Source organism: Pararobbsia alpina (assembly GCF_965118125.1).
GTDB classification, from domain to species: Bacteria; Pseudomonadota; Gammaproteobacteria; order Burkholderiales; family Burkholderiaceae; genus Pararobbsia; species Pararobbsia alpina_A.
On record NZ_OZ221288.1, the window covers coordinates 2,531,707 to 2,553,799 of the forward strand.

The window sequence follows — 22,093 nt, forward strand, 5'->3', positions numbered from 1 at the left end:
GCAATGGTCGGAAGGGACGATTGGCTATACAGAAGTATCGCGATGAACCCGGCGCCGCTTCACGTTATACGCACGTATCGAAAGCGATACGTTGGCGCGTTTGAAGGCGCCGCGCCGCTTCCGCGATGCGGCTTATGCGATGCGGGTTGCGCGTTGCGGGGTGCTGATGGCTGCTACAACGTCGGCGTGCTCAGGCAAAGGCGACGCGTCCGGTTTTGTGTGAGGCGGAAGCACCGCTTGAGCGGATGCTTCCGACACGTATGCGCCTGGGATCAGTCTGCTTTCTTGGCAGCAATGACTTCAATCTCGACGAGCACTTCGGGCCAGATGAGTCCGGGGATGATTTGCAGCATGAACGCCGGCTCATAGCCCTTCAGAAATTCCTTGCGGACTTTGGCGTAGTCGCCGACATACTTCGCATCGAGCAGCGAGGTGGTCACCTTGACGATATCCGTCACATCCATCCCGGCCTTGTTCAGGATGGCCATGATGTTTTCCCAGGCTTGCTGTGATTGACCGGTAATGTCCGGCGGCAACGTGCCATCGGGATGCAGGCCAGGCGTGCCCGCTGTAAACAGCCATCGTTGATTCGGACCGACTTCGGTGGCATCGCTATAGACGCCGATCTGGCTCGAGACGCCAATCTTGTGGAGCGTGTGGGACATGATCAGAAACCTTTGGAATCGAACGGCGCGTCGATCTATCTGGGTCAAGCGCGCCTGGGTGAAAGAATGCGGTCGTGTTCGAGCGTCATGAGTCCATACACACCGTGCCGCGCCAGCGCACGGATGCCGCGCGCAGTGTGCAGGGACCTGACGTTGACGATCGAACACACGACTTGATGCAAGTGCCTCAGGCAGTTGCCCCGAGTTCCACGTCGACAGCGGGGAAGTCCACGTCCGGGTCGATCGCGTTGTTGATGAAATTGGTCAGCAGGAACTGAGCGCAGAGGGAAATGATCTCGATGATCTCGGCGTCGGTGTACCCCGCTGAGCGCAAGCCGATGACATCTTCGGCCGGCACCTTGCCACGAAGCTCGACGAGCTTTTTGGCGAATGCAGCGGCGGCGTGTTCCTTCGGATCCGCAGCCTTGCCCTGGCGTCCGAGCAGAATTTCTTCGGGCGTCATCTTCGACAGGCCGCTCGTGTAGGTGTGGGCCGAAAGGCAGTATTGGCATCCGTTGACTTGCGATACGGCCAGAGAAATCAAATGACGGGTACGGACGTTGAGCGTCTTGGCCAGTGAGCCCTGGAGATGGCGCACGCCATCGAGCGCGTTGGGGCTCAGCGACAGAATGCTGAACATGTTCGGGACGCGTCCGCCGAGCGTCTTCTTGAGCTGATCGTAAATCGCGTGCGATGCTTCGGGAATCTCTTCGCGGGTCGGGACGGGAATCAGTGACATTTAAAGCTCCATTGAGTTGAGAGCGTTGCGCGCTCCACAGGATCAATATCTGCGACCTTCTCAAACGTCTTGGATCGACAAGGTCGCGCTAAGCAAAGCAGGCAAGGATTCTTGGAAACCGCTAAGAGTGAATGCCTGTTCAACAGTTGCTATCGTAGGCGTGCCGACCCAACAGAAAGTCCGGCGATTGTGTCTTTGATCCTTGTTCGTGAATCGAAGGGCCGGCACAGGGTGCGCGGCTCAACAGAGCGAACGGGTGCGGAACGCGAAGCGTTCGGAGGGAAGCTTAGAAAGGGGGGCGTCGCGCTGCAATATACATACGTATAGCGCGCGAACGTATCGTGAATGGAAAGACCCGGTCGGAGTTCCCGGGTGGTCAACCGCCGCGTGCGACGCCCGCTTCCAGCGCGACGCCGTTCCACACATGCATCGCCGCGTAGGCACGATAGGGTCGCCAGTTTTCTGACCGGCTGTTCTGCTGCCTGAGTCCTGTGAGTGCGGGGTCGCGGCGAGCGATGGCCTGCATCAGCACGAGGTCGGAGCCTGGCCATGCATCGGGATCGCGAAGTGCGCGCATTGCAACATACTCGACCGTCCATGGGCCGATGCCGGGTAACGCCAGCATGGATTCGCGAACCGTGCCGAGGTCGGCGTTCGGAACGTCAATCGGCACTCGGCCGTCCGCAACAGCGCGTGCGAAGTTCTGGACTGCGGCGATGCGCTTTGTCGGCATGCCGACCCCGGTCAGGTCCGCTGCGGCGAGCTCGGACGGCGTAGGGAATTGCCATGCCGTTCCATCGTGTGCGTGTGACTGAACGCGTTTGCCCGCGCGCTCGACGATACGGTTCGTGATCGTCGACGCACCCTTGACACTGACTTGCTGTCCGACAATTGTCCTGACCACCAGCTCAAAACCAGACCACGCACCTGGCACTCGCAAACCGGGCGACGTCGCGATCAACGAAGCGAGCCACGGATCAGCGGACAAACAACGCGCGATGGCCGCCGGACTCGCGTCGAGATCGAACAGGCGTTTTAGCGGAGCGATGAGCGCTTCAGCGTATTGGCAGACCTCGCCTTCGATGCGTGCGACCAGGCAGTGCTTGCGAGCGTGGCGGACGACGTCGAGTGTTCCGCTTGCACCGTCCCATTCGATGGCACGCCGATAGTGTTCGCCCTCGACCGTTTCAACACCGGTCGATGCCCGGCCCGCGAAGAATCGCAGCATATGAGCCCAGTCGAGCGGCGGCTCGTAGGGCAACTCAAGTGTGATGGAGCTTGAACTGAAACGGGATGTCATGTCTTGTGATGTGCGAGGCCGCGAGTCGTCATTCACCGGATTCATGCCTGGAGCCGCGACGTGCGAGCGAGCAAAGTCAAAGTCTCCAAGCGTAGTCTCGTCGCGCGCGCAAGGTGTCCTGGTGATGTGCTTTGGAGTCCGGGGTGATTCGTGTCGAACTTGCAGCCAAAACAGAGGGACACTTGATGACACGACGATGTCTCAGGAGGATTATCGCTTGCAGTGGATCGCACAATTTTGTCTGTTCAATACGCGATTGGAGTCATTCTTTCTCTTGGGCTTGCATTTTAAATCGATCGATCTAGAATGCCGAAAGTACATTCTGATATCGACCCAGATACGTTTGCGACGATTCGTGGCCCATCGCGCCGCGCATTAAATTGCTCGCCGGCGAATGCGTCGATCAACGACGTCCCAAGCTCGGGCTCGCCCAAGCTGGCCCGCGTCGATATTTTGCGTGCGTCGCGACCAGCAGGTTCGTCGGTGCATCGTTCTGGAGTCAATGCTCATACGAAACGGCAAAAGGAAACGGTCGTGAATACGCAGGCCCACCTCAATGACGCGCTAACGGACACGAGCCCACTCGTTTACGTGGTCGACGATGATGCGTCTGTTCGAGAGGCGATCGCCGGCCTGCTGGCCTCCGTCGGCGTGGCCGTCGAACCCTATGCCTCAGCGGTTTCCTTGCTGCATCGCCTCAAGACGCTTGAGAGCGAGTCGGCGCAATTGCCGAACTGCCTGATCGTCGATGTCCGCATGCCCGGCGTCGGTGGTCTTGAGTTGCAGCAAGTGCTCACCACCTCCGGCGTTCGCGTGCCCATCATTTTTGTGACCGGGCACGGCGATGTCGAAATGACGGTTCAGGCGATGAAGGCAGGTGCGCGGGACTTCTTGTCCAAGCCGTTCCGGGACCAGCACTTGATCGATGCCGTACGTTCGGCGCTGATGCACGACAGGGCGGATCGCGAAGCCATGCATATGCAGCGCGACTTGCGCTCGCGATACGAGTCGCTGACGGTGCGCGAGCAGAAGGTGTTCTCCCTCGTCGCACGCGGACTCATGAACAAGCAAATTGCATCCGAACTCAATTTGAGTGAGATCACAGTCAAGGTCCATCGACGACAGCTGATGACGAAAATGAAGGCGAAGTCCTTTGCCGAACTCGTCAAGATGGAAGAGCGGATTCAGACCAGCCGATAAGACGGCACGACAAGCGCAAGCACAGAAAAACAATCAAGACCCGCGTGGCAGCTACGATGCGCGGGGGTGACGCACCCTGCCGTGAGCGTATTGCTAGAATGAAGGCGCCGGGCGGGCTGGGAGAGGGAGTGCAGACTTCCTCCATCGCCTGCGACGAGCAAGGAACCTCTCATGGCGCGGCCGAAAGAATTCGATGAACCTGGTGCACTCGATGCAGCGTTGCTTCACTTCTGGACGCACGGCTACGAGGCGAGTTCCGTACGGGATCTGGCGGGCGCGATGCAGATCACAAGCGCGAGCCTGTACAACACGTTCGGTGACAAGCGCGCACTATTCGCCCGGACGCTCCATTACTACATCGAGCAGACCTACGCGGAGCCGGTGCGTCGTTTCTCAAAGCTGCCGGCGCGCGAAGCGATCAAGCATTTTCTGGGTGAGATCGTCGAGCGATCGCTGACCGACCATGAGCGAAAGGGCTGCATGGTCGTGAACTCGGCACTGGAACTTGCGCCGCATGATTCCGAGTTCCGGGAAGTCGTCTCGAAGGTGCTCGTCGACGTCGAGACTTTCTTCCGCCGGAGCATTGCCGCCGGCCAGAGGGATGGCACGATCGCCGCGTCGATGCCGACCGACGATCTTGCGCGGTTGCTTCTGAGCGTGTTTCTCGGACTGCGGGTGCTGGCGCGCACGCGCCCTGAACGCAAATTGCTTGAAGGGCTCGTGCGTGCCGCGTTGACGATGCTCGATGGTCGTGTCGCCGTTTGACGCGTCGTGAACTCAGGGGGTACCTGACCCGGACCCGGTAGGCAAGCGCAATCCGGAATGGTCATCGAGTCCGATGTGCGCCCGTGAAATCACATAGTCTGTGTCGGAGGCCAGGTTCTCGTGACATTGCGAGCACTGTGCGCGCGTACGAACGGTGGCGACCGGGTCATACGGCATGGGCTTATGTCCAAAGCTGAAATAACCCCAATTGCCTGGCGAGTCCGGAAACCGCTTGGCGTCTTTCACCATCATGCCAAGGCCGATGTAACCGGACTCGTATAGCCCACGGCCAAGCTTGTTCGTGCAGACGTGGGTTTGCTCATCGCAGCCTTCGCCGACCTGGACAGCGCTGAACTCTTTGACGATTTGCGCACCATCGGGCCATTTGCCTGTTTTTTCGAACGCGGCGAACGCGCTGGGTTCGACATAGGCATTCAAGATCTCGGGTGTCTTGGCAGGCAGACCGTCGAGGATGTTGAGGCCGTCGGGCTTATAGCGCGTGCCGACGTGCTGCCATTGGCGATAGCCGACCGGCAGGATCGCACGGCCTTGCGGGTCGAATGCGGCTCTGACGACGGTGGTCGACGACGCGTTGGCAGGGCTCTCGGACGATGCCGCCACTGCCCCGATGCTCGCTGCGATGCACGCCGCGAGCGCGCCGCCTGAAATGAACGTTGCCCACATTTTGCGATTCATGCTTGCACCTCGCTTTACCATTTCTTCGGTGTCGCGGTGGTCGATGGATCGGCCGCCGCGGCGTTGTGAAACGGCTCGCCGAAGTAGGGGAATGCGTCGCGAATATTCGTCTTGTCGGGAGCGACGCCGTCCGCGAGCGCCGTGTTCGTGGCGAGCGTCAACATGACGTCCATGACATCGTCGGACAAGGCTCGTCCATTGAATCCGGCGAAATCAAATGCCGCATCGGTGTCAAGCGTATAGGGGAGCACCGTCGGGCAGAGACGCGCAATGAGCTGCTTCGCGTAGTCCGAAGGATTCGCCGCGGATCCGGCGAGCCCGGCAAGCTTTTCGGCGACGCTTCCGATCTGAGGGGCGAAGCGCTCGAGATCTTCCGACGGTTGAGCGCGGTTATAGGCCTCACGCATGTTCTGATCCGGGATAAAGATATTCGTGATCAGCGGAAAGCCCCAGCGCGCGACCTGGACTTCGGGTGCGTGGCCGTAGAGAGAGATCGACGCCCACGCGTGCACTGTTCCGTGTCCGATCATGGACACGGGCATCTCGATCACGATGGCGGTGACGTTGTGTCCGGCAAAGAAGTTTTGGCGATTCTGAAAGGCTTCGGGAGCGAACCGATTTTCTTCAAACAGCGCCTTGCGGAAAACGCCGAGCGCTTTGCCGTCGCCGGCAAACAGGTCCGGGGCGAGGCCCGCATACACTTTCACCCCGTTGGGCATCGAGACGACTTCACCGGTCATGCCCGCTGCGATGACTTCGCCGTCCGCTCCGGCTCGCGCATGGTGCCCGGTTGCCCGGCGAACATCGAAGTGTTGCACGTGGCGATGTTCGTCGCCGTCGGCATGCTGAACGGCGCCGAATCGCACTTTGAAAGTCAGTTCTTCCCGTGCATCGCCGTTGAGGTCAAAGCGAAACGCATAGATGCCCTCGTCATCGCGGAAGCTGTCCGGCGCGGCCGCACCTGCACCCGGGTTGACGGTCATGGCCATGACGACCGTGCCGGGTGAGCGGCGGAACAGGTAGAAATCGCACAGATTGAGGCGAGGATCTTCACGACCCGTCGGAGTATCGAAATGGTGAGACATGCGAAACCTCAAGGAAAGAAGTCGTGATCACGCGGCGAGCGTGGCCGGCACGAAGTAGGGGAACATGTCGCGCCAGGCAAGCGCGGAACGTGCGGTGATGTCCGACGCGCGGCCGAACAGCAAGGTGTCGACGACTGCGTCGACGTGGTCTGCGGGGTGACGACCATTCTGGTCGGCGTACGTGAAGCCCACGGGTTGGCCTGGCTTGAAACTGAGGCCGTCGTGCCGCGCGAGTTGCGCGGCGCGAGGCGGATTGCTGACCGCGCCGCCGCGTGCAAGGTGCGAGGCGAACGGATTGCCCGCGCGCAACACCTGGCCTGTCTCAAGGCGGATCTCGGCCCACACGTGCTGTTCTTCAACGTTGTTTGCCATGACCTCGGCGATCGGCAACTCCAGCACGACCGCGTGAATGGCGTCGGCCCGGTCGTTGCCGACGGACTGCACGAAGCCCGAGAATGCGCGATGGGCACCCTCGGTGTCGTAGTCGGGGCGCGCATCGGCACCTGCCAAGCCGACCGGCCATTCGCGATCACGCGTGCGAAACGTGACGGCCGCGGGACGCGCCTGCAGGGCGAAACCCGCGTCGCTCACCGTACGAACGGTGACAGCGAGGACGCAGCGATCAGTGGTGTGTCCGTGGAAAGCGTAAATATCGTGCTTGAAATGGGCGGGTGGTGATCCGACGCCCAGGACCGTCTTTGCCTGAGACAGCAGTACGGCGTGGGCGGCGCTTGTTCCGACCACAAGCGGCAGCGCAACTGCGGCGGCCGCGCCGAGGAACGCACGGCGCGATACCGTGCCCGAGTCGGTCAGGCTCGTCGTTGATGCGTGCGGCAAGTCACTACGATTGTGCTTCATCGATCACTCCGAACGGAAAGTTGGCGAGCGCGCAAGGCGGAGTGCGTCATCTCTACGTTGCCTTTGGACGAGTGGAATCACACGTTTCGACTCGCTGCAAAGAACGTCAGAAATTACACAGCACACCGGCCTGTGCCATCAACATTCGATTCGTATCAATCCAGAGCGTACGGGCTTAGTGAAGTTATACCAAGGTATCGTGATGCGAAGCGGGTAAGAATCGTAAGCGACACGGTTGCATATCGCTGTGTCGTGATCTAGATCGTGTGGACGACTTCGATCTCATGCCTGGGTTTCGTCGTCTGTCAGAATCGAAAGGGCGCTGCGAGCGATCGCCACGAGCTCGTCCCGCTTCGGTTGCATGCGCGCAAGTACACGAGCGCCGATCATCGCGCCGAGCAGAAGCTTTGCGAGATCATCGGGGCTCGACGCGTTCGATATCGCGCCTTGCTGCTGCCCTGCAGCGATGCGGTTGCGGAGAAAGGTCTGAAATTTGACGAGCACATCGGCTATGGCTTGCTGGAATACCGTGTCATACGGAGCGACGTCAAGCCCGCTGCTGAATCGCACGCGGCCACCCACGGCCAGCGAGGAATCGGGCGGGGCGACGATTTCATCGAATACGGCGCCAAGCGTCGCGAGCGGCGCGCGCCCGGTTTCGAACGACTCGAGCTCACGATCGAAGCCAACGTCGAGGTAGTGATCGACCGCTTTGCGAAACAGTGCATGTTTATTGCCGAAGCGATGCAGCAGGTCTTCGCGTTTCAGACCCGCGCTAAGCGCAAGAGCGTCGATGTCGCTCGCTTCGTATCCATGAGTCCAGAAGTAATGCATGACGGCATCGAGTGCCGCGGCGTCATCATTCCAATCAAGTTCTGACATGTTCGATCGTCCTCGTGCTACGTGTTCGACTGCGACACGGAATGGGGGCGAGCGAAGCGGCGCGTTCGACCAACGCTTGCGGATGATGCGTTGTATCGGGGGCGCGACACGCGATGAACGTCTGAGCCTATGTCGAGTCTAGCGATGCGGCGACGGGTGGTTATGCCATACTTGCGCAAAATGATGCTCAATCGTCTCAAATGGATCTTCTCGATCGTTTGTTGGGTTTGATGCCCGTGTCCGGAACGCTCGATCTGCGATGCCAGTTCGGGTCTCCGTGGCGTCTTTTTCATCAGGTCTCTGAAAGTCACGAGATCCCGTATCACATCCTCCTGCGCGGCGTATCGGTCGTCGAGGACGATGCGGGCGAGCCCATCCGCATGCGTGCGGGCGACGTGCTGATGTTCCCGTCGGGCGCTGCGCACTACATGCATGACGGATCTGGCGAAACGCCCATCGCCCATTCGCGCGAGCCGGAAGGCATGCACGCGGTCGTGACGAATCACGGGGCAGGCGCTCCTACCGATCTGTTGTGCGGGCGCTTTCTTATTCCTCTCGCGTCCCGCCACTTGCTGCGCGATCAGTTGCCGGGGCGACTGCTCGTACACAGTCTGTCTGGCCCGGCCACGGAGGTCGATCCGCTCACCAGCACGCTGTCGGGTAACCGCCTGGTCAGACTGATCGAAATGATGCGTGAGGAGGCGCTTGAGCAAAGTGCCGGCAGCAATGCGCTCGTCAATCACTTGTCCGCCGCATTGTTCGGCTTGACCCTGCGTTTCGCGGGAGAGAGCGGTCAAAATGGTTATGGCGTGCTCGCCTTGTCGCAACAACCGCGATTGCAGGCCGCGTTGACCGCGATGTTCGACGATCCTGGCCGCGCCTGGACCCAGGACGAGCTTGCCGCGCTTTGCCATATGTCCCGTGCGACATTCGCCCGGCACTTCAATGACGCAATGGGAAAGTCGGCCAACGATCTGTTGTTCGAAATTCGAATGGCCGTTGCGGGACGCAAGCTCGCGCAAACGACGCTGCCCGTCATCCATGTCGGACTCGATGTCGGGTATCAGTCCGGCGCGGCTTTCCAGAGAGTCTTCAAAAAGCACACGGGTCTGACGCCCGCTCAATGGCGAGCGCGTGCGCACGCCGAGCTGATGGGTGGCAAGGCCTGAGCGACCCGGACGAAAGACACCTGACGGACTGACGTCGGCGAATCGCTTTCCACGCGGGGTATCACGTGCCAGCCGCTTTTCCGATCGAAGTGACATGAGCGCGCCTCGACAGCCAGGAATAGACACCGCCGCCCCCTCTGTATCTTTTCGATTAAATGTGTCTCCTCGCATCGCACATCGAGGAAGTCTGGCAGACACCGTTGACGGGCGAGGCTCTGGTTGCGAGCAGGACCTTACGCGCGTGCTAACGCCGGGACAAGCACGCCTAAGGAAAGTGCAATGGCGAATCGGTATGGGCAGATATACGTTCGTATATCGTGTGTTGGCTCGAATAAAAACATGCGGTACGGTGGAGCGACTCGCGTTGCATACCAGCGTATTTGCACACTATACGAGCATGCGAGCAGGCCATACCTCTTTGCGTTTGCTGAGTGTTTCGCATTGGGGTCCAATACAGTGACTCGCAGACTGGTCGTTTCTGGTTAAGGTGTGGTCTGCGCCTGGCAACTGAAGGACGTCCCCATGCTGACCAAGACTTTTGATCCCTGGATGGAGACCGTGCATCTGCTTACGCGCGAGTCGGGGAATTACCGTTGTAGCGCCTTCGAGCGCAAAGCACCCAGTCACGCAAGACTCAGCGACCCGCGTCGGACTCCGGCCGCTCGACACTCGCACGAGAACGCTCAGGTCTTCGTGCGCGAGCGGCTAACGGATGTGACGATCGTCGTTGACTGGAGTGATTCGACCGTCTGCAACTACGTTTGCCAGATATGGCGAATCGGGCGCGCACCTGAACGTGGGCGTTGTGCAGTCAGTGGCGGCGCGATTAGTCGAGGAGAGGCCATCTACCGACCCATCCCGCTGCGTCCGTCGCCATCGAACGCCGACGCAATGATCAGCGCGACGGAAGTCGAGGCGGCGCTCAAGCGCAACCATGACGACGGTCTTGGCGTGGATTGCCACCAGTTGACCCGACGCGCTAGACGTTAAGCAGGTCAGCGTCGTCATACGTGTCGCCCGCTACGCGTGATGCCTCATACTCGCTGGCGGCATCAGGGCGCAACGCGTTGCCTTCGATCCGCGTATCGAAGGCAAGCGAAGCTTGAACCTTCCTGAGTGCGGTCGGAAACATTGGTTCGGTGCGGACAAGCCGCGGAAACCCTTCATAGAGATGCGAGTGGTTTCCCTCGTGATTGGCAAACCCCGGACGGCTAAGATAACCGCGCGGTTCGACATAGCTATAAATCGTCTTGCGCGGGACTTCGTGCCAGCCGATATTGAAGGCACCGAGCTTAGGGAAAAATTGAAGCTCGCTGTACGGCAAATTGTCGTGAATCCACCAGGCCATGGCTTGCCATGGAGTCCCCGTGGCCATCATGTCGACAAGCCAGGGAATCACAATGGTGGTGAGCGCCCCCATTCCTTTTTTATCTCTGCGATCCCAGGTATGCCGTGCGAGATTCTTTTCGTTCGAAGCGCAGCTCAGGCGGTTAATGCACCCGAATGCATTGACCTCCGGTGATCGATAGGCCGAGCGGACTGCGAGGCGGCCGAACGTCGCCTGGAGTGGCTCGAGCAGGTTCTCGCAAAGACCTCGGCCCGCGAGAATCGCGAGCGCCGGATCGTCGGGAAGATTCTGCATCCCCTCGATAGAGGCGATTTCGCTGTGAAGAAAATCGCGCATGAAGAACGACCGCGAGAGTCGTACTCTCCCGAAGTTTTCAGCGCTTCGCACGGACCAGGTCTTTGGCATGGCAAGCCCATTTGTCAATCAATAGCAATGCGCGATCGCACCGTATCGAACGGTGCGATCAAGCTCGCCCATAGTGCACCAGTGCACGTCTGTCCTCAATGCCCGCGTCACTCACAATGATGCGCACGACGCTCAAACAATGAAGCTAGAAGTCTCGGTCCGAAAGCTGCCTGGCAAGGTAGTGCGCGGGTGTGAAGCCGAGCGTGCGGCGAAATGCGTGGGTAAACGCGCTGGGACTGCGATACCCGAGCTCGTCGGCAATCGATGCGACGGAATGGCCGTTGGCAAGCTTGACCAGTGCGTGAGTCAATCGCGCCTGGTGACGCCAGTCGTGGAAGCGCATCTTCGTTTCCTGGGCGAAGAGGCGCGCTAACGTGCGGGCGCTCACGCCCACCGTGTCAGCCCATTGCTCGAGCGTCCATCGACTGCCGGGTGAGCGACGCAATGCATCGCAGACAGAGCGCAGTCTCTCGTCGACCGGATCGGGCAGTTGAATGGGCTTGTCGGCGAGTTCAGTCAACTCGTCGAGTATGAGCTCGGTGACCAGATCGGCGCGACGATCGTTGCGGTCGAGTGACCATGACGCAGCCTCCGACAGCAGCGCCGCGAGCAAAGCGGAGACGGCCACGAGCTTGACCTGGGAGGGGGTGCGCCCAGTGCCTGGCTCAAGATAGAGCGAGCGCATTTCGACAGCACCCGCCATGCGCAGGGAGTGCACGTGCGTGGCCGGCACCCACAATGCCCGATTGGTCGGCACGACCCACGTCCCCTCCGCGGCTTCGATCTCCATGACTCCGGTTGTTGCCCAGATCAATTGATGACGCTTGTGCCAGTGGGGCGCAATTTCAAAGCCGTCGCAGAACTGCTTGGCCATGACCGCGGCGACGTGGGGTGTGTGTTGATAGTCCGAAGGGTTCGTACTGCGTCGCATGTCAGATATTCGACGAATGATGTCCGTACGCGAGAATACAGTCAGTTTAGACTCTCATTCAATGCGGGGATGACATGACCTCGCTGCTATCGCCCATTGCTGCATGGCCTTAGCCCGTCAAGCGGAAAATCGAGCTGACGGTTGGCAGCACGACTCCGATCTACATCATTTCAGAATCGCGATTGCCCATATTAGTGAATCCACTTCGACTCTTTTCCGTGCTTGCGGACAATGCGCGCCTTCGCGCTCGGCTTGCAAGAGAGGTCGCACGCCGTGAACATGTCGAGGACTTGCTTGCCGCGCATGACAGTGCGTTGACGCGCGCGAGCCGCAATAGCCTGACCGTGGGGCAGCTTGCGGCGTCGATCGTGCATGAGGTGAATCAGCCGCTTAGCGCAGTGCTCACCAATGCCGAAACATGTGTGCGCTGGTTGTCCAGGCCAGTGCCCGATGTGGCGCAGGCATTGCAAGCGGCCCAGCGCACGACACGTGAAGCAGATCGTGTCGTCGGTGTGGTCAGGGGGCTCAAGACGCTGACTTCCAATTGCCCTTCGGGTCGCACGACGGTTGACCTGAAGGAAACGATTGAATGCATCGTGACGCAGTTGCAAGCTGAGTTGGAGCAGGATCGGATCGAGCTCGATCTTCGGATTGGCGAGCCCTGTCTGCTCCAGTGCAACCGCGTGCAGCTCGAGCAAGTCGTGTTCAATCTGATGCGCAATGCCATGGAGTCGCTGGCGACCACGACAGAACGTCGACGGTGCCTCGAGGTGGAGACTTACGGCAACGGCCGGGGCATGGTGTGTGTGGAAATCCGCGACAACGGTGCAGGGTTCGACGCGGAGATCGCACGGTGCCTCTTCGATCCGCTGTTCACGACCAAGCCCGACGGCATGGGAATGGGGCTCGCGATCTCGAGATCCATCGTCGAGGCGCATGGCGGATCCATTGAAGGACTGCCTGGCCAACACGAGGGCGCCACGTTTCGATTTACGATGCCGTGCGCGCCGGAATTCGTGCCAGGAGGGGAGACGACGTCCGACACTTGAACGCGCACGTCATGCAGTGATCTAAAACGGGCGCTGCCGCCGGATGCGTTGCAGCGCGCCCGGCGTCAGCGCTTGGCCGCGCTCAGTGTCCATAGACGCTGCATCAGGGCATCGGCGCTAAATGGCTTGGTAAAAAATCCGGCTACACCGCTTTCCAGAGCGACGCGCTCGATGGCCTCGTCTGCAAACGCGGTGATGAACACGATCGGGATCGTGCTGCCTGTCCGTTTTAGATGGGCGTGTAGCGCCAGGCCACCCATCCCGGGCATTTGTATGTCGGTGACGATGCAGGTGAGACCTGGCTGTGGATGAGCGGCCAGGAATTCCTCTGCGCTTGCGTAGATCAAGGCAGATAGGTCATAGGACTCGGCGCAATTCTGCAAAGCGACCCTGACAGATTCATCATCGTCAATGATGGCAATCATCGGATTCGAGTATCCAGTATCCCCTGCCGTACGAAAAAATCGATGACTTTCGAAATGCATGGATCAGGTTCTCGGGCGTGGAATTGCGTCAAGCATTGTCGCGAATGCAGGTCATAGCGAAGGGCGAGCCGATAATACATCAATCAGTATTTTCAAAGACTATACGTAGGTATCTTAATTAATCTTAAGGAACATTAACTCTAATATTGAATGTGAGTAAAAGTAGCGATGATCGCAGGGCGCGTGCGGATATTTTCGATCGACGGTCGTAAGGATTTATCTCGCCAGACGACAAAGCACGTCGCGATGTATTGACGGCTGCAGGGCGCGTTTGGCGCGCTGGGAGGCTGTCGGATAAGTGGAAGGCCGACTGCAGGCGTGCCCGCATGTTGTCGGTGAAGTGATATGGGTTTCAGGAAGTAGAGAACGAATGGACCGCTTTGAAGCGATGCAGATTTTCGTCAGGGTCGTAGAGGCAAGAAGCTTCTCGAAAGCGTCTGACATGATGAACTTGTCCCCTGCGAAGGTCAGTCGAACCGTGCATCTGTTGGAAGAACGCGTGGGTGTGAGGTTGCTCAACCGTTCGACACGCAGTGTGGGCGTCACGGAGGACGGCGCACTGTTTTATGGACGCTGTGTGCGTATTCTGGCCGAGGTGGCTGACGCGGAGGGGCTCCTGACAAAGGATCGCCGTACCCCGTCAGGGACCGTCAGAGTGGATACGTCGGCGATGCTGGCGCGTGCGTTACTCCTGCCGCGGCTGGGCGAGTTCTATGCGCGTTACCCGGACATCGATGTGCGCCTGGGGCTGGGCGACAGAAATATTGATCTGTTTCAGGACGGCGTCGATTGCGTGGTCCGTATGGGCGTGATCGGAGATGCGAGTCTGATTGCGCGTCAAATCGGACGGGCGTCGATTGTGACGTGTGCCGCGCCGTCGTATATCGCGCGCAATGGCACGCCTCGTTCGCTCGATGAGCTACGCGCACACCACGCGATCAACTACGTGTCGGCGCGCACGCGCAAGAGCTACCCGTTCGAATATCGAGTCAACGATGACATTGTGCGAGTCGACATGCGAAGCACCTTAGCCGTCAACGACGGCTCGACCTATATCAGCGCCGGCGTGCTCGGGTATGGCCTGATTCAGCCGTCGCGATTCATGGTCGCGGAGCACATTGCGCGAGGCGAGTTGCAGGAGATTCTGACGAACTGCGAAAGCCCGTCGACACCGGTTTCCCTGGTGTTTCCTCATCGCCGGAATCTCAGCCCGCGGTTACGCGCCTTCTCGGAGTGGGTCAGCGATGTGGCGCAGGATCACCCGGACCTTCAGGGCGTCTGACTCGAAGAGGTTGCGTCGCGTGTCTTTAGAGTTCGATATTCAGAGGGATCCATGTCATACGCGGATTTGAACGCACGAACAAAACTGCTGCGGCTGGCGTACCCGGCGTTCTGCGCGACCTGGTCGATGGTGAGTCCGCTCGATACGAGCTGTGAGCCTGCTTGCTTCATGCGCAGGTCGCGCAGGACCATCATCGGCGAGCGACCCACGACGCTTGTGAAGCGCGCCATGAATGCAGAGCGGCTCAGGAATGCTTTTTCCGCAAGGCTTTCGACCGTATGGGCGTCACCGGGATTGGCCACCATGTCAGCAAAGACTCGTGCGATTGGCGGATCGCTGAGCATTGAAAACCGCTCCGTCCACGCTTGCATGGAGCCCAGCGAGCGTCTCACCAGCGCGACGATGACTTGCTTGAGCAGCGCTGCACTGATCGCGCCGGCGCCGATCTCTTGCGCGACAAGTTCGTCGAGCGCGTTGCGAAGCTTGATGTCGAGCTGGTCCTTTTCGTCGAACTGCTCGACGATCGGCGTCGAGAGTGCGTCGAAAATGTCCATGGAAGGCGCGTACATCGCATGGAAGTATCCGCAGATCATGACGATCGCAGGGTCGGCATCACCGGCGACATATCGTCGTATCGATTCCGTCGTCGTGGTCTGGGACCGCCCGTCCACGATCATGGGCGCGCGCCCGGCGTGGTCGTCATCCGGCGCCTCGAGCTTGAACGCGGTGCCGGGCGGTACGACGATCAGCGTGTGCGGACGGACTTCGATGGGCGTCGCGCGTTCCGCGGTGCGCATCAGGCCCGAGCCTTTGAGGATGTAATGCAGCCCTGGCGACGTATGCCCGCGCAAGTCGAGGCGATAGCCCGAACTGACAAGGCACTCGGATAGCCCGACGACACGAATCTCAAGCACGGACATCAGCTGATTCAAATCGGCTGGCGCAATGCGAGGATGGACTTTGAGCGACACGTCCGCAGACTCCAGAGAGAAAGAAGCCAATGAGACTAACACGCGTAGCGTCGAGCCCACAACGCGACGTGCACCTGGATGTGGACGTGGATGTATTTCACCGAGGCAAGCGTTGCCGTGAGCTCACTGCCGTCCCTGGCGCCACGCCAGTCGCGATAGGGTCTGTGCTTGCAGCGTACGAGCGAACGCCTGGACGTTTTGTGTCGACTGATTGGAAATCCTGATTCATGAGCCATCTTGCCTATTCGATTGTCGCCGCCGCAGCCGTCATTGCGTTCGACGTAGCGGCGTGGCGCGCGATCGATCGTCAGTTCGCGCGATTGCGTCTTGTTGTTCGCAGCGGCGCGTTCGTCGGTCTCACCTGGGTGATGCTGCGAGCCGGAATGAGCCCGTTCTCTCCCGCGCCGCAACCCGACGAACGGATTGTCCATTTCCTGGCTCAGTGCGTGGAGCTGATCTGGTGGCTGCAATTGGCGAAGGTCGCTTCCGCGCTTCTCGATCGCAACGTGTTGCCGCAGATCTGGAATCGCGAGCGTCTGTTTCGCGACGTTCTGAGCGCAGTGGTGTTTATCGCGGCCGGCGTATCCGCGCTGGGTTACGTGCTCGATACGCCGGTCCGGGGCTTGATCGTGACATCAGGCGCGGTCGCGGTGATTCTCGGGCTTGCCGTGCAAAGCACGCTCAGCGACGTGTTTTCCGGCATCGTGTTGAATTCCACAGAGCCCTTCAAAATAGGAGACTGGATTTTTATCGGCGAAATCGAAGGCGAAGTCGTCGAATGCAACTGGCGCGCGACGAGCTTGCTGAACCCTCAAGGCAATATCGTGGTGATCCCGAACAGCGCGGCCGCCAAAACGAACATCATCAACCACAGCCAGCCGCCGCGCATGCATGGCGTATCGGTGATCCTGCATATCTCGCCGGACGAGCCCGCGGCGACCGTCGTCGAGGCACTGACAGAAGCGGCCGCGAGCTCGATGCTCGTGCAAACTTTCCCCGAACCTGTCGTCAAGGCACTGCACGCGACGGTCGACTCGATCGAATATGAGGTCATTGCGTTCGTCGACGATCTTGCGAAAAAGAATGCTGCGCGCAACGAGTTGTTCGATCTGGCGCAGCGCCACCTGTCGTCGGCGGGCATCTTCATGCGCCCGCTGCGTGTACCGGGCGCGGTGATGATGAGCGCCGATTCGCGGCTGCGCCTGCTCAGACGCGTCGACATGTTCCGTACGCTTGACGAGATGCAGCTGGTGCATTTGTCGGATCGCTTGACGATGCACGACTTCCAGCCTGGGCAGACCATTCGCGAGGCGAAACCTCGTGACGGCGAGCGAGAGCGTTTGCTGATCATCGCGCGTGGCATTGCTTCGCTCAAGACGCTAAGAGGCGAGCACGAGATTGAGCTGCGCCGCATGTCGCCCGGCGATTCGCTCGGACAGTCGGCGATCCTCGCGGGCGCGCGCGTCGAAGGCATTCTGACCGCGCAAACGCCGGTGACGATCTGTTGTCTCGAGCAAGACGCGCTGACGCCGATTCTCCAGGCGAGGCCGGAGATTGCGCGCCGGATGTGCCGAATTCTCGCTGAAGAAATGGCGAGCGACCAGTCCCTGTTGAGTGCCAGTTCGGGCAAACCCGATCGTGACGAGAGCTTCTTCGACTGGCTTAACGATGGCATCCACCGGCTGCATCACCTCGTGCTCAGCGAAGACTGAGCCGAGTCTGCATCAGGCACGCGCCGAAGCGGCGTTTCTGATCTGTGCAGGAAGGGCGCGCAAGAAATCCCAGAGGGCGGGGGCGTCCGACGTCGCAGCGTTGAAGCGAAACCATGACGAACTCGTTTCCTGCGGGCGGAAATACGAGCCCGGCGCGAGCCATATGCCATGGCGCAGCGCTTCGGTGGCGACCGACAGGCTCGCTTCCGGTGCAATCGGGAGCTTGGCCCAAAGGAACAGTCCGGCACGCGGCTGGTGAAAGATCTCCAGACCGGCCTCGTTCATCGCGCGACTCGTGCGTTCGTGTGCGACCCTGAGCCGGTCTTTCAGAAAAGTGATGTGGCGATCGTAGTGGCCCTCGACCAGCACGTTGGCAACGGCACGCTCCGTGACTTCGGATGAAGTGAGTCCGATCGCCATTTTGGTCAATGCGAGCTGCGCGAGAAGGTCGCGGTGGGCGGCGATGTAGCCGACTCGCATCACCGGGCTGATCGTTTTCGAAAAACCGGAAACGTACACGACATGATGGAGGCCTTCCATCGCGGCGAGGCAAGGCAGCCCCGGCGGCGCGAGCTCGCGCGAAATATCGTCTTCGACCACCCACAGGCCATACCTGTCGGCGACCTGTAGCAAGCGAAACGCGGCAGACACGCTCAGCGACGAACCTGAGGGGTTCTGCAGAACCGTGTTGACGAACATCACACGCGGGTGATGCTCGAGAACGGCGCTCTCGAGCGCGTCGATGTCCACACCGTCGGTCGTGCGCTCGACGCTCACAACGCGGACTGCCGCGACCTTGAGGATTTCGAGCAAATTGCAATAGCAAGGGTCTTCCACGAGCACGGTATCGCCCGGCTTGCAAAGCGTGCGCACGACGAGATCGAGCGCTTGCGTCGCGCCATGCGTCAGCAAGATGTTGGAGACGTCGACGGGCAGTGCATATCGGCGCAACGATCCGGCGATATGGTCGCGCAGCGATGTCAGCCCGTAGGGGTGACCGTATCCGCCCAGACGCGCCCCGGGGAGCCGGCTGACCGACCGCATGGCGTGTTGCATGCCGCTTTCGTCGACCCAGTCGTTGGGAATCCAGCCGCAGCCCGCTTTGATCGGCACCGACTGATCCGCGAAGACGTCCGAGAGCAGCCACGCGGCATTCAGCGCCGGGGCATTCCAGGTTGGTGCGGGTGCGGTCGTCGGTTCTTTCTCGGCCACCACGTAGCCCGAACCCGGCTTCGAAGTGATGAGGTTCATCGAAGCCAGGCGTTGGTAGGCCTCGACCACTGTGTAGGCACTTAGCGCGTGTGTCTTCGCGAATCGGCGTACGGACGGCAGCGGTGTGCCGGCCGGGTACGTGCCGTGACTCAGCTCGCCCGCGATGGCCTGCACGATCTGGTCAACGAGTGTCTGGCCCGCCTGTCGGGACCGGGAGAGCTGGAGTTCGAACATTTCAGTACGGTTGCATTCTCGCAATCAGTACGATCCGACAACATTATCCAAGCCGTATCGGGAGTATAGACAGCGTCGACAGTACAGTGCGTTCTCATCGAACAGAGCAAATGCTCACAGCGTGAGAAAAAGATCAATCGGGTATGTGCTCCCTTAATGACCGATTCTGTCTTCGCCAATCAGGACCTCATCATGCGCTCAACGAAGCACCTCGTCCCGTCGCTGGTCAGCATGCGCTCCATTCATATTGCGGGAGATCGAATGCGCAGGCGCGTTGCGGTTGAACGATATCGTCGACGCACCATTGCACACCCGTGCCGTAGCGCCTTGCGGCGATCGCGCGAGACCACGGCGGAGTTGCGAGAAGCGCTTCGGATCGCGGATCAGAGCGTCGCCAGGGCAATGCGCTTCGCAGGAATCGGCGAACTCGCCGCGGCGATCATTCACGAGACCAGTCAATCGTTGACTGCTGTCCTGACCAATTCAAATACCTGCCTGCGATGGCTCTCACGTGCTGCGCCCGACGTGGCTCAGGCACGACGCGCGGCAGAGCGCACGTCACGCGACGCCGAAAGAGCGACCGAGGTCATCGCGGGTTTGCGCGCGCTGGCGGTCAACGCATCGCTTTCCAAGGCACCGTTCGATATCGACGAGGCGATTCGCGAGGTTGTGTATTCGCTGCGTGGCGAATGCAGGCGCAACGCCGTGCGGGTCGTGGTCAGCCTCGACGTACCGAGCCCGGTTTGCGGCGACCGCGTTCAGCTGCAACAAGTCGTGATCAATCTGCTCAAGAACGCCATCGAGGCATTGCAGCCCGTGGTCGATCGCGTGCGAACGGTCCGGCTCATCTCGCAGGACCTCGAGGGCGTATCGGCGAGCATCGCGGTCATCGATAACGGTGTGGGCTTCAAGCCCAGTGTGGCAGAGCAATTGGGAAGGACGATGTTCACCACCAAGACGAACGGCATGGGCATCGGCCTGTCCGTGTCGCGGGCGATCGTTGAGTCCCATGGAGGCAGCCTGCGCGCGACCTCTTCGCTGGAAGAGGGCACCCGTTTCGACTTCAACGTGCCGTATGCGGGACTGCCGCATGCAAACACGCAGGCGCGGCGCAGCGTGAGCGAGAAGGGCGCGTCAGACGTGCTCGGCCGCTTGTTGTATTGACGGCCCGCAGCCACGGCGGAATCGCACAGCGGGCTCGTTCGGAGCGGCGCGTCGTTCCCAAACGGACAGGCAGCAGTCAACGGTATGCGCCGATGCTCAGCGGCATGGCGCTGTTGCGTGGGAGAGCCACGCGTGAGTGTCAAGGGAGGTCGGTCATGGACGTCTGCACATTTTCAGTCAGCGACAAGGTGCTCGCGGGATCGCTGGTCTTTGTCGTGGATGACGACGTTTCGGTTCGCGAAGCGATCGGTTCGCTGCTCGAATCCGTCGGCATTGCCGTCGAGCAGTTCGAGGGCGCAACAGATCTGCTCGCGCGGCTGCGCATGCACTATGCCGAGCGCGCCGGCATGCCGAACTGTCTGGTGCTCGATATCCGGATGCCGGGCATTGGCGGGCTCGAGTTGCAACATCATCTTGTCGCGCTCGATATGCACGTTCCCATCGTCTTCGTGTCCGCGTTCGGCGATATCTCGATGACGGTGCAGGCGATGAAAAACGGCGCTCAGGATTTCCTGGTCAAGCCATTCCGCGATCAGCACTTGCTGGAATCGGTGCAAGGCGCGTTGCGCTCCGATCAGCTGCGTCGGGATGAAGATCACTATGCCGCAGAGCTGCGTGAGCGTTACACCACATTGTCAGAGCGCGAGCGCAGAGTGCTTGCACTCGTTGCGCGCGGGCTCATGAACAAGCAGATCGCGGGCGAACTGAACCTCAGCGAAATCACCATCAAGGTTCATCGCGCGCAAGTCATGCGCAAGATGAAAGCGAAGACGTTTGCCGATCTGGTCCGAATGGAAGAGCGCGTGAGAGAGGGTTCTTACGTCGATCATTAGCGCTTTCTGGCACTGCCCGGCGCGATCTTTCCATCGCGCCGCGCGAATGTTTTCCGAGCGGACGTCTTCGTTGCATGCGATGAAAGAGCCGGTGCGGGGCTGGTTGCGTCGATCGCTTCGCCTGCTTCTCCCGCATCCTCGCGGAACAACCGGGCCGCGAGAAAATCGATAAAAGCGCGCAACTTGGGCGCGATTCGCGTGCCGGAAGGCCAAAGGATATAAAAGCGCTCACGCCGCTGACCGATCTGCGGAAGCACGATTTCCAGCTGACCATTGCCGAGCCACGGCGCAATGGCGAAGTCCGGGAGGTAGGCGATGCCGGCGCCCTTGATCGCGAAAGCGATCCGGGCTTCGAGGTTATTGCAGACGATGGATGCGGGCAGCGAATCGGGCAGGTGTGCAAGGCTGTCGGCATACGTCTGCGTTGCGCCGGCCGACAGGGGCCAGCGTTGTATCTTTCCCGTATGCGAGAAGCGAAACCGGATACACGCATGCGTCTCGAGGTCGTGAACGGTTTGCGGTCTGCCTCGGGCGTCGAGATAGTCGGGCGACGCCGCCAGCATCATCGTAAATGAGCCCAGCGCCCTCGATTTCAGCAACGAGTCCTGAGCGCGGCCAGAGCGAATGACCGCATCGAACCCTTCCTCGATGACATCGACAGGGCGGTCGGAAAAGCTGATCTCGAGATCGATGTCCGGGTAGGCCTTTTTAAAGCTGGCAATGACGTCGAAGAAGGGTTCCCCGACCAGCGGCAGCCCGATCTTGAGGCGCCCGCTCGGACCCAGTCGTGCTCGCGTGAGTTCGGCCTGGGCGTCGGCAACTTCCTTGAGGATGCGCCGGCTGCGTACGAGAAAGAGTTCGCCCTCAGCCGTCAGCGTGACGCTGCGCGTGCTTCGGTGAAACAGGCGCGCTCCCAGCCGTTGCTCAAGACGGGAGATGCTCTTTCCGATTGCCGAGGCGGATACGCCGAGTTGACGGCCGGCATCGACAAAGCTGCGCGTCTCAGCGACGAGCACAAATATGTTGAACGCGGCAATGCTCTCCATGACCTCTCCGAATGGGCACTGCGGACATGAGCGTCCGGGATGATCGGATTGTGAGCCGTCTT

General features: G+C 60.2%; 22 protein-coding genes. 9 read left to right on the forward strand and 13 right to left on the reverse strand.

The window, feature by feature from the left end; genetic code table 11:
• Positions 1-272: 272 nt before the first annotated feature.
• The 3 genes from ACMFWR_RS29325 to ACMFWR_RS29335 all read right to left on the reverse strand — a co-directional run bounded on the left by ACMFWR_RS29325 (position 273) and on the right by ACMFWR_RS29335 (position 2,704).
• On the reverse strand, positions 273-665 hold the full coding sequence (locus tag ACMFWR_RS29325) for a RidA family protein (protein ID WP_413195885.1): 393 nt from the start codon (positions 663-665) through the stop codon (positions 273-275).
• A 187-nt stretch (positions 666-852) separates the two neighbouring features.
• The gene (locus ACMFWR_RS29330; RefSeq protein WP_413195886.1) at positions 853-1,404 is read right to left on the reverse strand and encodes a carboxymuconolactone decarboxylase family protein; all 552 of its coding nucleotides are present in this window, start codon (positions 1,402-1,404) and stop codon (positions 853-855) included.
• A 376-nt stretch (positions 1,405-1,780) separates the two neighbouring features.
• On the reverse strand, positions 1,781-2,704 hold the full coding sequence (locus tag ACMFWR_RS29335) for a DNA-3-methyladenine glycosylase family protein (RefSeq protein WP_413195887.1): 924 nt from the start codon (positions 2,702-2,704) through the stop codon (positions 1,781-1,783).
• A 534-nt stretch (positions 2,705-3,238) separates the two neighbouring features.
• On the opposite strand from ACMFWR_RS29335, the gene ACMFWR_RS29340 reads away from it, so the two are divergent.
• The gene (locus tag ACMFWR_RS29340) at positions 3,239-3,904 is read left to right on the forward strand and encodes a response regulator transcription factor (RefSeq protein ID WP_413195888.1); all 666 of its coding nucleotides are present in this window, start codon (positions 3,239-3,241) and stop codon (positions 3,902-3,904) included.
• Positions 3,905-4,075: 171 nt separating this feature from the next.
• Positions 4,076-4,669, forward strand: coding sequence for a TetR/AcrR family transcriptional regulator (locus ACMFWR_RS29345; protein WP_413195889.1), 594 nt, complete (start codon positions 4,076-4,078; stop codon positions 4,667-4,669).
• A gap of 12 nt (positions 4,670-4,681) precedes the next feature.
• Here the strand turns inward: ACMFWR_RS29345 and ACMFWR_RS29350 are convergent, their stop codons facing one another.
• The 4 genes from ACMFWR_RS29350 to ACMFWR_RS29365 all read right to left on the reverse strand — a co-directional run bounded on the left by ACMFWR_RS29350 (position 4,682) and on the right by ACMFWR_RS29365 (position 8,190).
• A complete protein-coding gene (locus tag ACMFWR_RS29350; RefSeq protein WP_413195890.1) occupies positions 4,682-5,365 on the reverse strand; it encodes a cytochrome P460 family protein in 684 nt (227 codons plus the stop codon).
• A 14-nt stretch (positions 5,366-5,379) separates the two neighbouring features.
• On the reverse strand, positions 5,380-6,450 hold the full coding sequence (locus ACMFWR_RS29355; protein ID WP_413195891.1) for a DUF4331 family protein: 1,071 nt from the start codon (positions 6,448-6,450) through the stop codon (positions 5,380-5,382).
• A 27-nt stretch (positions 6,451-6,477) separates the two neighbouring features.
• Positions 6,478-7,308, reverse strand: coding sequence for a hypothetical protein (locus tag ACMFWR_RS29360; protein ID WP_413195892.1), 831 nt, complete (start codon positions 7,306-7,308; stop codon positions 6,478-6,480).
• 282 nt (positions 7,309-7,590) lie between these two features.
• Complete coding sequence (locus ACMFWR_RS29365) at positions 7,591-8,190, reverse strand: TetR/AcrR family transcriptional regulator (RefSeq protein ID WP_413195893.1); 600 nt, start codon at positions 8,188-8,190, stop codon at positions 7,591-7,593.
• Between the two features lie 200 nt (positions 8,191-8,390).
• Here ACMFWR_RS29365 and ACMFWR_RS29370 point away from each other — a divergent pair, with 200 nt between their 5' ends.
• Together ACMFWR_RS29370 and ACMFWR_RS29375 are read left to right on the forward strand one after the other, a co-directional pair.
• Positions 8,391-9,359: a cupin domain-containing protein gene (locus tag ACMFWR_RS29370; RefSeq protein WP_413195894.1), complete on the forward strand. Its 969-nt coding sequence runs from the start codon at positions 8,391-8,393 to the stop codon at positions 9,357-9,359.
• A gap of 522 nt (positions 9,360-9,881) precedes the next feature.
• On the forward strand, positions 9,882-10,349 hold the full coding sequence (locus ACMFWR_RS29375; protein WP_413195895.1) for a DUF3331 domain-containing protein: 468 nt from the start codon (positions 9,882-9,884) through the stop codon (positions 10,347-10,349).
• Here the strand turns inward: ACMFWR_RS29375 and ACMFWR_RS29380 are convergent.
• Entirely contained in the window at positions 10,339-11,001 is a 663-nt protein-coding gene (locus tag ACMFWR_RS29380; protein WP_413195896.1) for a hypothetical protein, read from the reverse strand. The two genes, ACMFWR_RS29375 and ACMFWR_RS29380, sit on opposite strands and share 11 nt — an antisense overlap.
• Before the next feature lie 256 nt (positions 11,002-11,257).
• A complete protein-coding gene (locus tag ACMFWR_RS29385; protein ID WP_413195897.1) occupies positions 11,258-12,043 on the reverse strand; it encodes an AraC family transcriptional regulator in 786 nt (261 codons plus the stop codon).
• Positions 12,044-12,261: 218 nt separating this feature from the next.
• Between ACMFWR_RS29385 and ACMFWR_RS29390 the strand changes: the two genes are divergently transcribed.
• Positions 12,262-13,092: a sensor histidine kinase gene (locus ACMFWR_RS29390; RefSeq protein ID WP_413195898.1), complete on the forward strand. Its 831-nt coding sequence runs from the start codon at positions 12,262-12,264 to the stop codon at positions 13,090-13,092.
• A gap of 65 nt (positions 13,093-13,157) precedes the next feature.
• Here ACMFWR_RS29390 and ACMFWR_RS29395 read toward each other — a convergent pair whose 3' ends face one another.
• Positions 13,158-13,517, reverse strand: a complete 360-nt coding sequence (locus tag ACMFWR_RS29395; RefSeq protein WP_413195899.1) for a response regulator transcription factor — start codon at positions 13,515-13,517, stop codon at positions 13,158-13,160.
• 430 nt (positions 13,518-13,947) lie between these two features.
• Between ACMFWR_RS29395 and ACMFWR_RS29400 the strand changes: the two genes are divergently transcribed.
• Positions 13,948-14,859, forward strand: a complete 912-nt coding sequence (locus ACMFWR_RS29400; RefSeq protein ID WP_413195900.1) for a LysR family transcriptional regulator — start codon at positions 13,948-13,950, stop codon at positions 14,857-14,859.
• On the opposite strand, the gene ACMFWR_RS29405 is transcribed toward ACMFWR_RS29400, so the two are convergent.
• Positions 14,847-15,830: a helix-turn-helix domain-containing protein gene (locus ACMFWR_RS29405; RefSeq protein WP_413195901.1), complete on the reverse strand. Its 984-nt coding sequence runs from the start codon at positions 15,828-15,830 to the stop codon at positions 14,847-14,849. The genes ACMFWR_RS29400 and ACMFWR_RS29405 overlap by 13 nt on opposite strands.
• 227 nt (positions 15,831-16,057) lie before the next feature.
• On the opposite strand from ACMFWR_RS29405, the gene ACMFWR_RS29410 reads away from it, so the two are divergent.
• A complete protein-coding gene (locus ACMFWR_RS29410) occupies positions 16,058-17,542 on the forward strand; it encodes a mechanosensitive ion channel domain-containing protein (protein WP_413195902.1) in 1,485 nt (494 codons plus the stop codon).
• 12 nt (positions 17,543-17,554) lie between these two features.
• On the opposite strand, the gene ACMFWR_RS29415 is transcribed toward ACMFWR_RS29410, so the two are convergent.
• The gene (locus ACMFWR_RS29415; RefSeq protein ID WP_413195903.1) at positions 17,555-18,988 is read right to left on the reverse strand and encodes a PLP-dependent aminotransferase family protein; all 1,434 of its coding nucleotides are present in this window, start codon (positions 18,986-18,988) and stop codon (positions 17,555-17,557) included.
• 402 nt (positions 18,989-19,390) lie between these two features.
• Between ACMFWR_RS29415 and ACMFWR_RS29420 the strand changes: the two genes are divergently transcribed.
• Together ACMFWR_RS29420 and ACMFWR_RS29425 are read left to right on the forward strand one after the other, a co-directional pair.
• Positions 19,391-20,152 carry a sensor histidine kinase gene (locus tag ACMFWR_RS29420; protein ID WP_413195904.1) on the forward strand — a complete coding sequence of 254 codons (762 nt, stop codon included), beginning with the start codon at positions 19,391-19,393 and terminating at the stop codon, positions 20,150-20,152.
• Positions 20,153-20,307: 155 nt separating this feature from the next.
• Positions 20,308-20,985 carry a response regulator transcription factor gene (locus tag ACMFWR_RS29425; RefSeq protein ID WP_413195905.1) on the forward strand — a complete coding sequence of 226 codons (678 nt, stop codon included), beginning with the start codon at positions 20,308-20,310 and terminating at the stop codon, positions 20,983-20,985.
• On the opposite strand, the gene ACMFWR_RS29430 is transcribed toward ACMFWR_RS29425, so the two are convergent.
• Positions 20,982-22,031 carry a LysR family transcriptional regulator gene (locus tag ACMFWR_RS29430; RefSeq protein WP_413195906.1) on the reverse strand — a complete coding sequence of 350 codons (1,050 nt, stop codon included), beginning with the start codon at positions 22,029-22,031 and terminating at the stop codon, positions 20,982-20,984. The two genes, ACMFWR_RS29425 and ACMFWR_RS29430, sit on opposite strands and share 4 nt — an antisense overlap.
• Positions 22,032-22,093 lie beyond the last annotated feature (62 nt).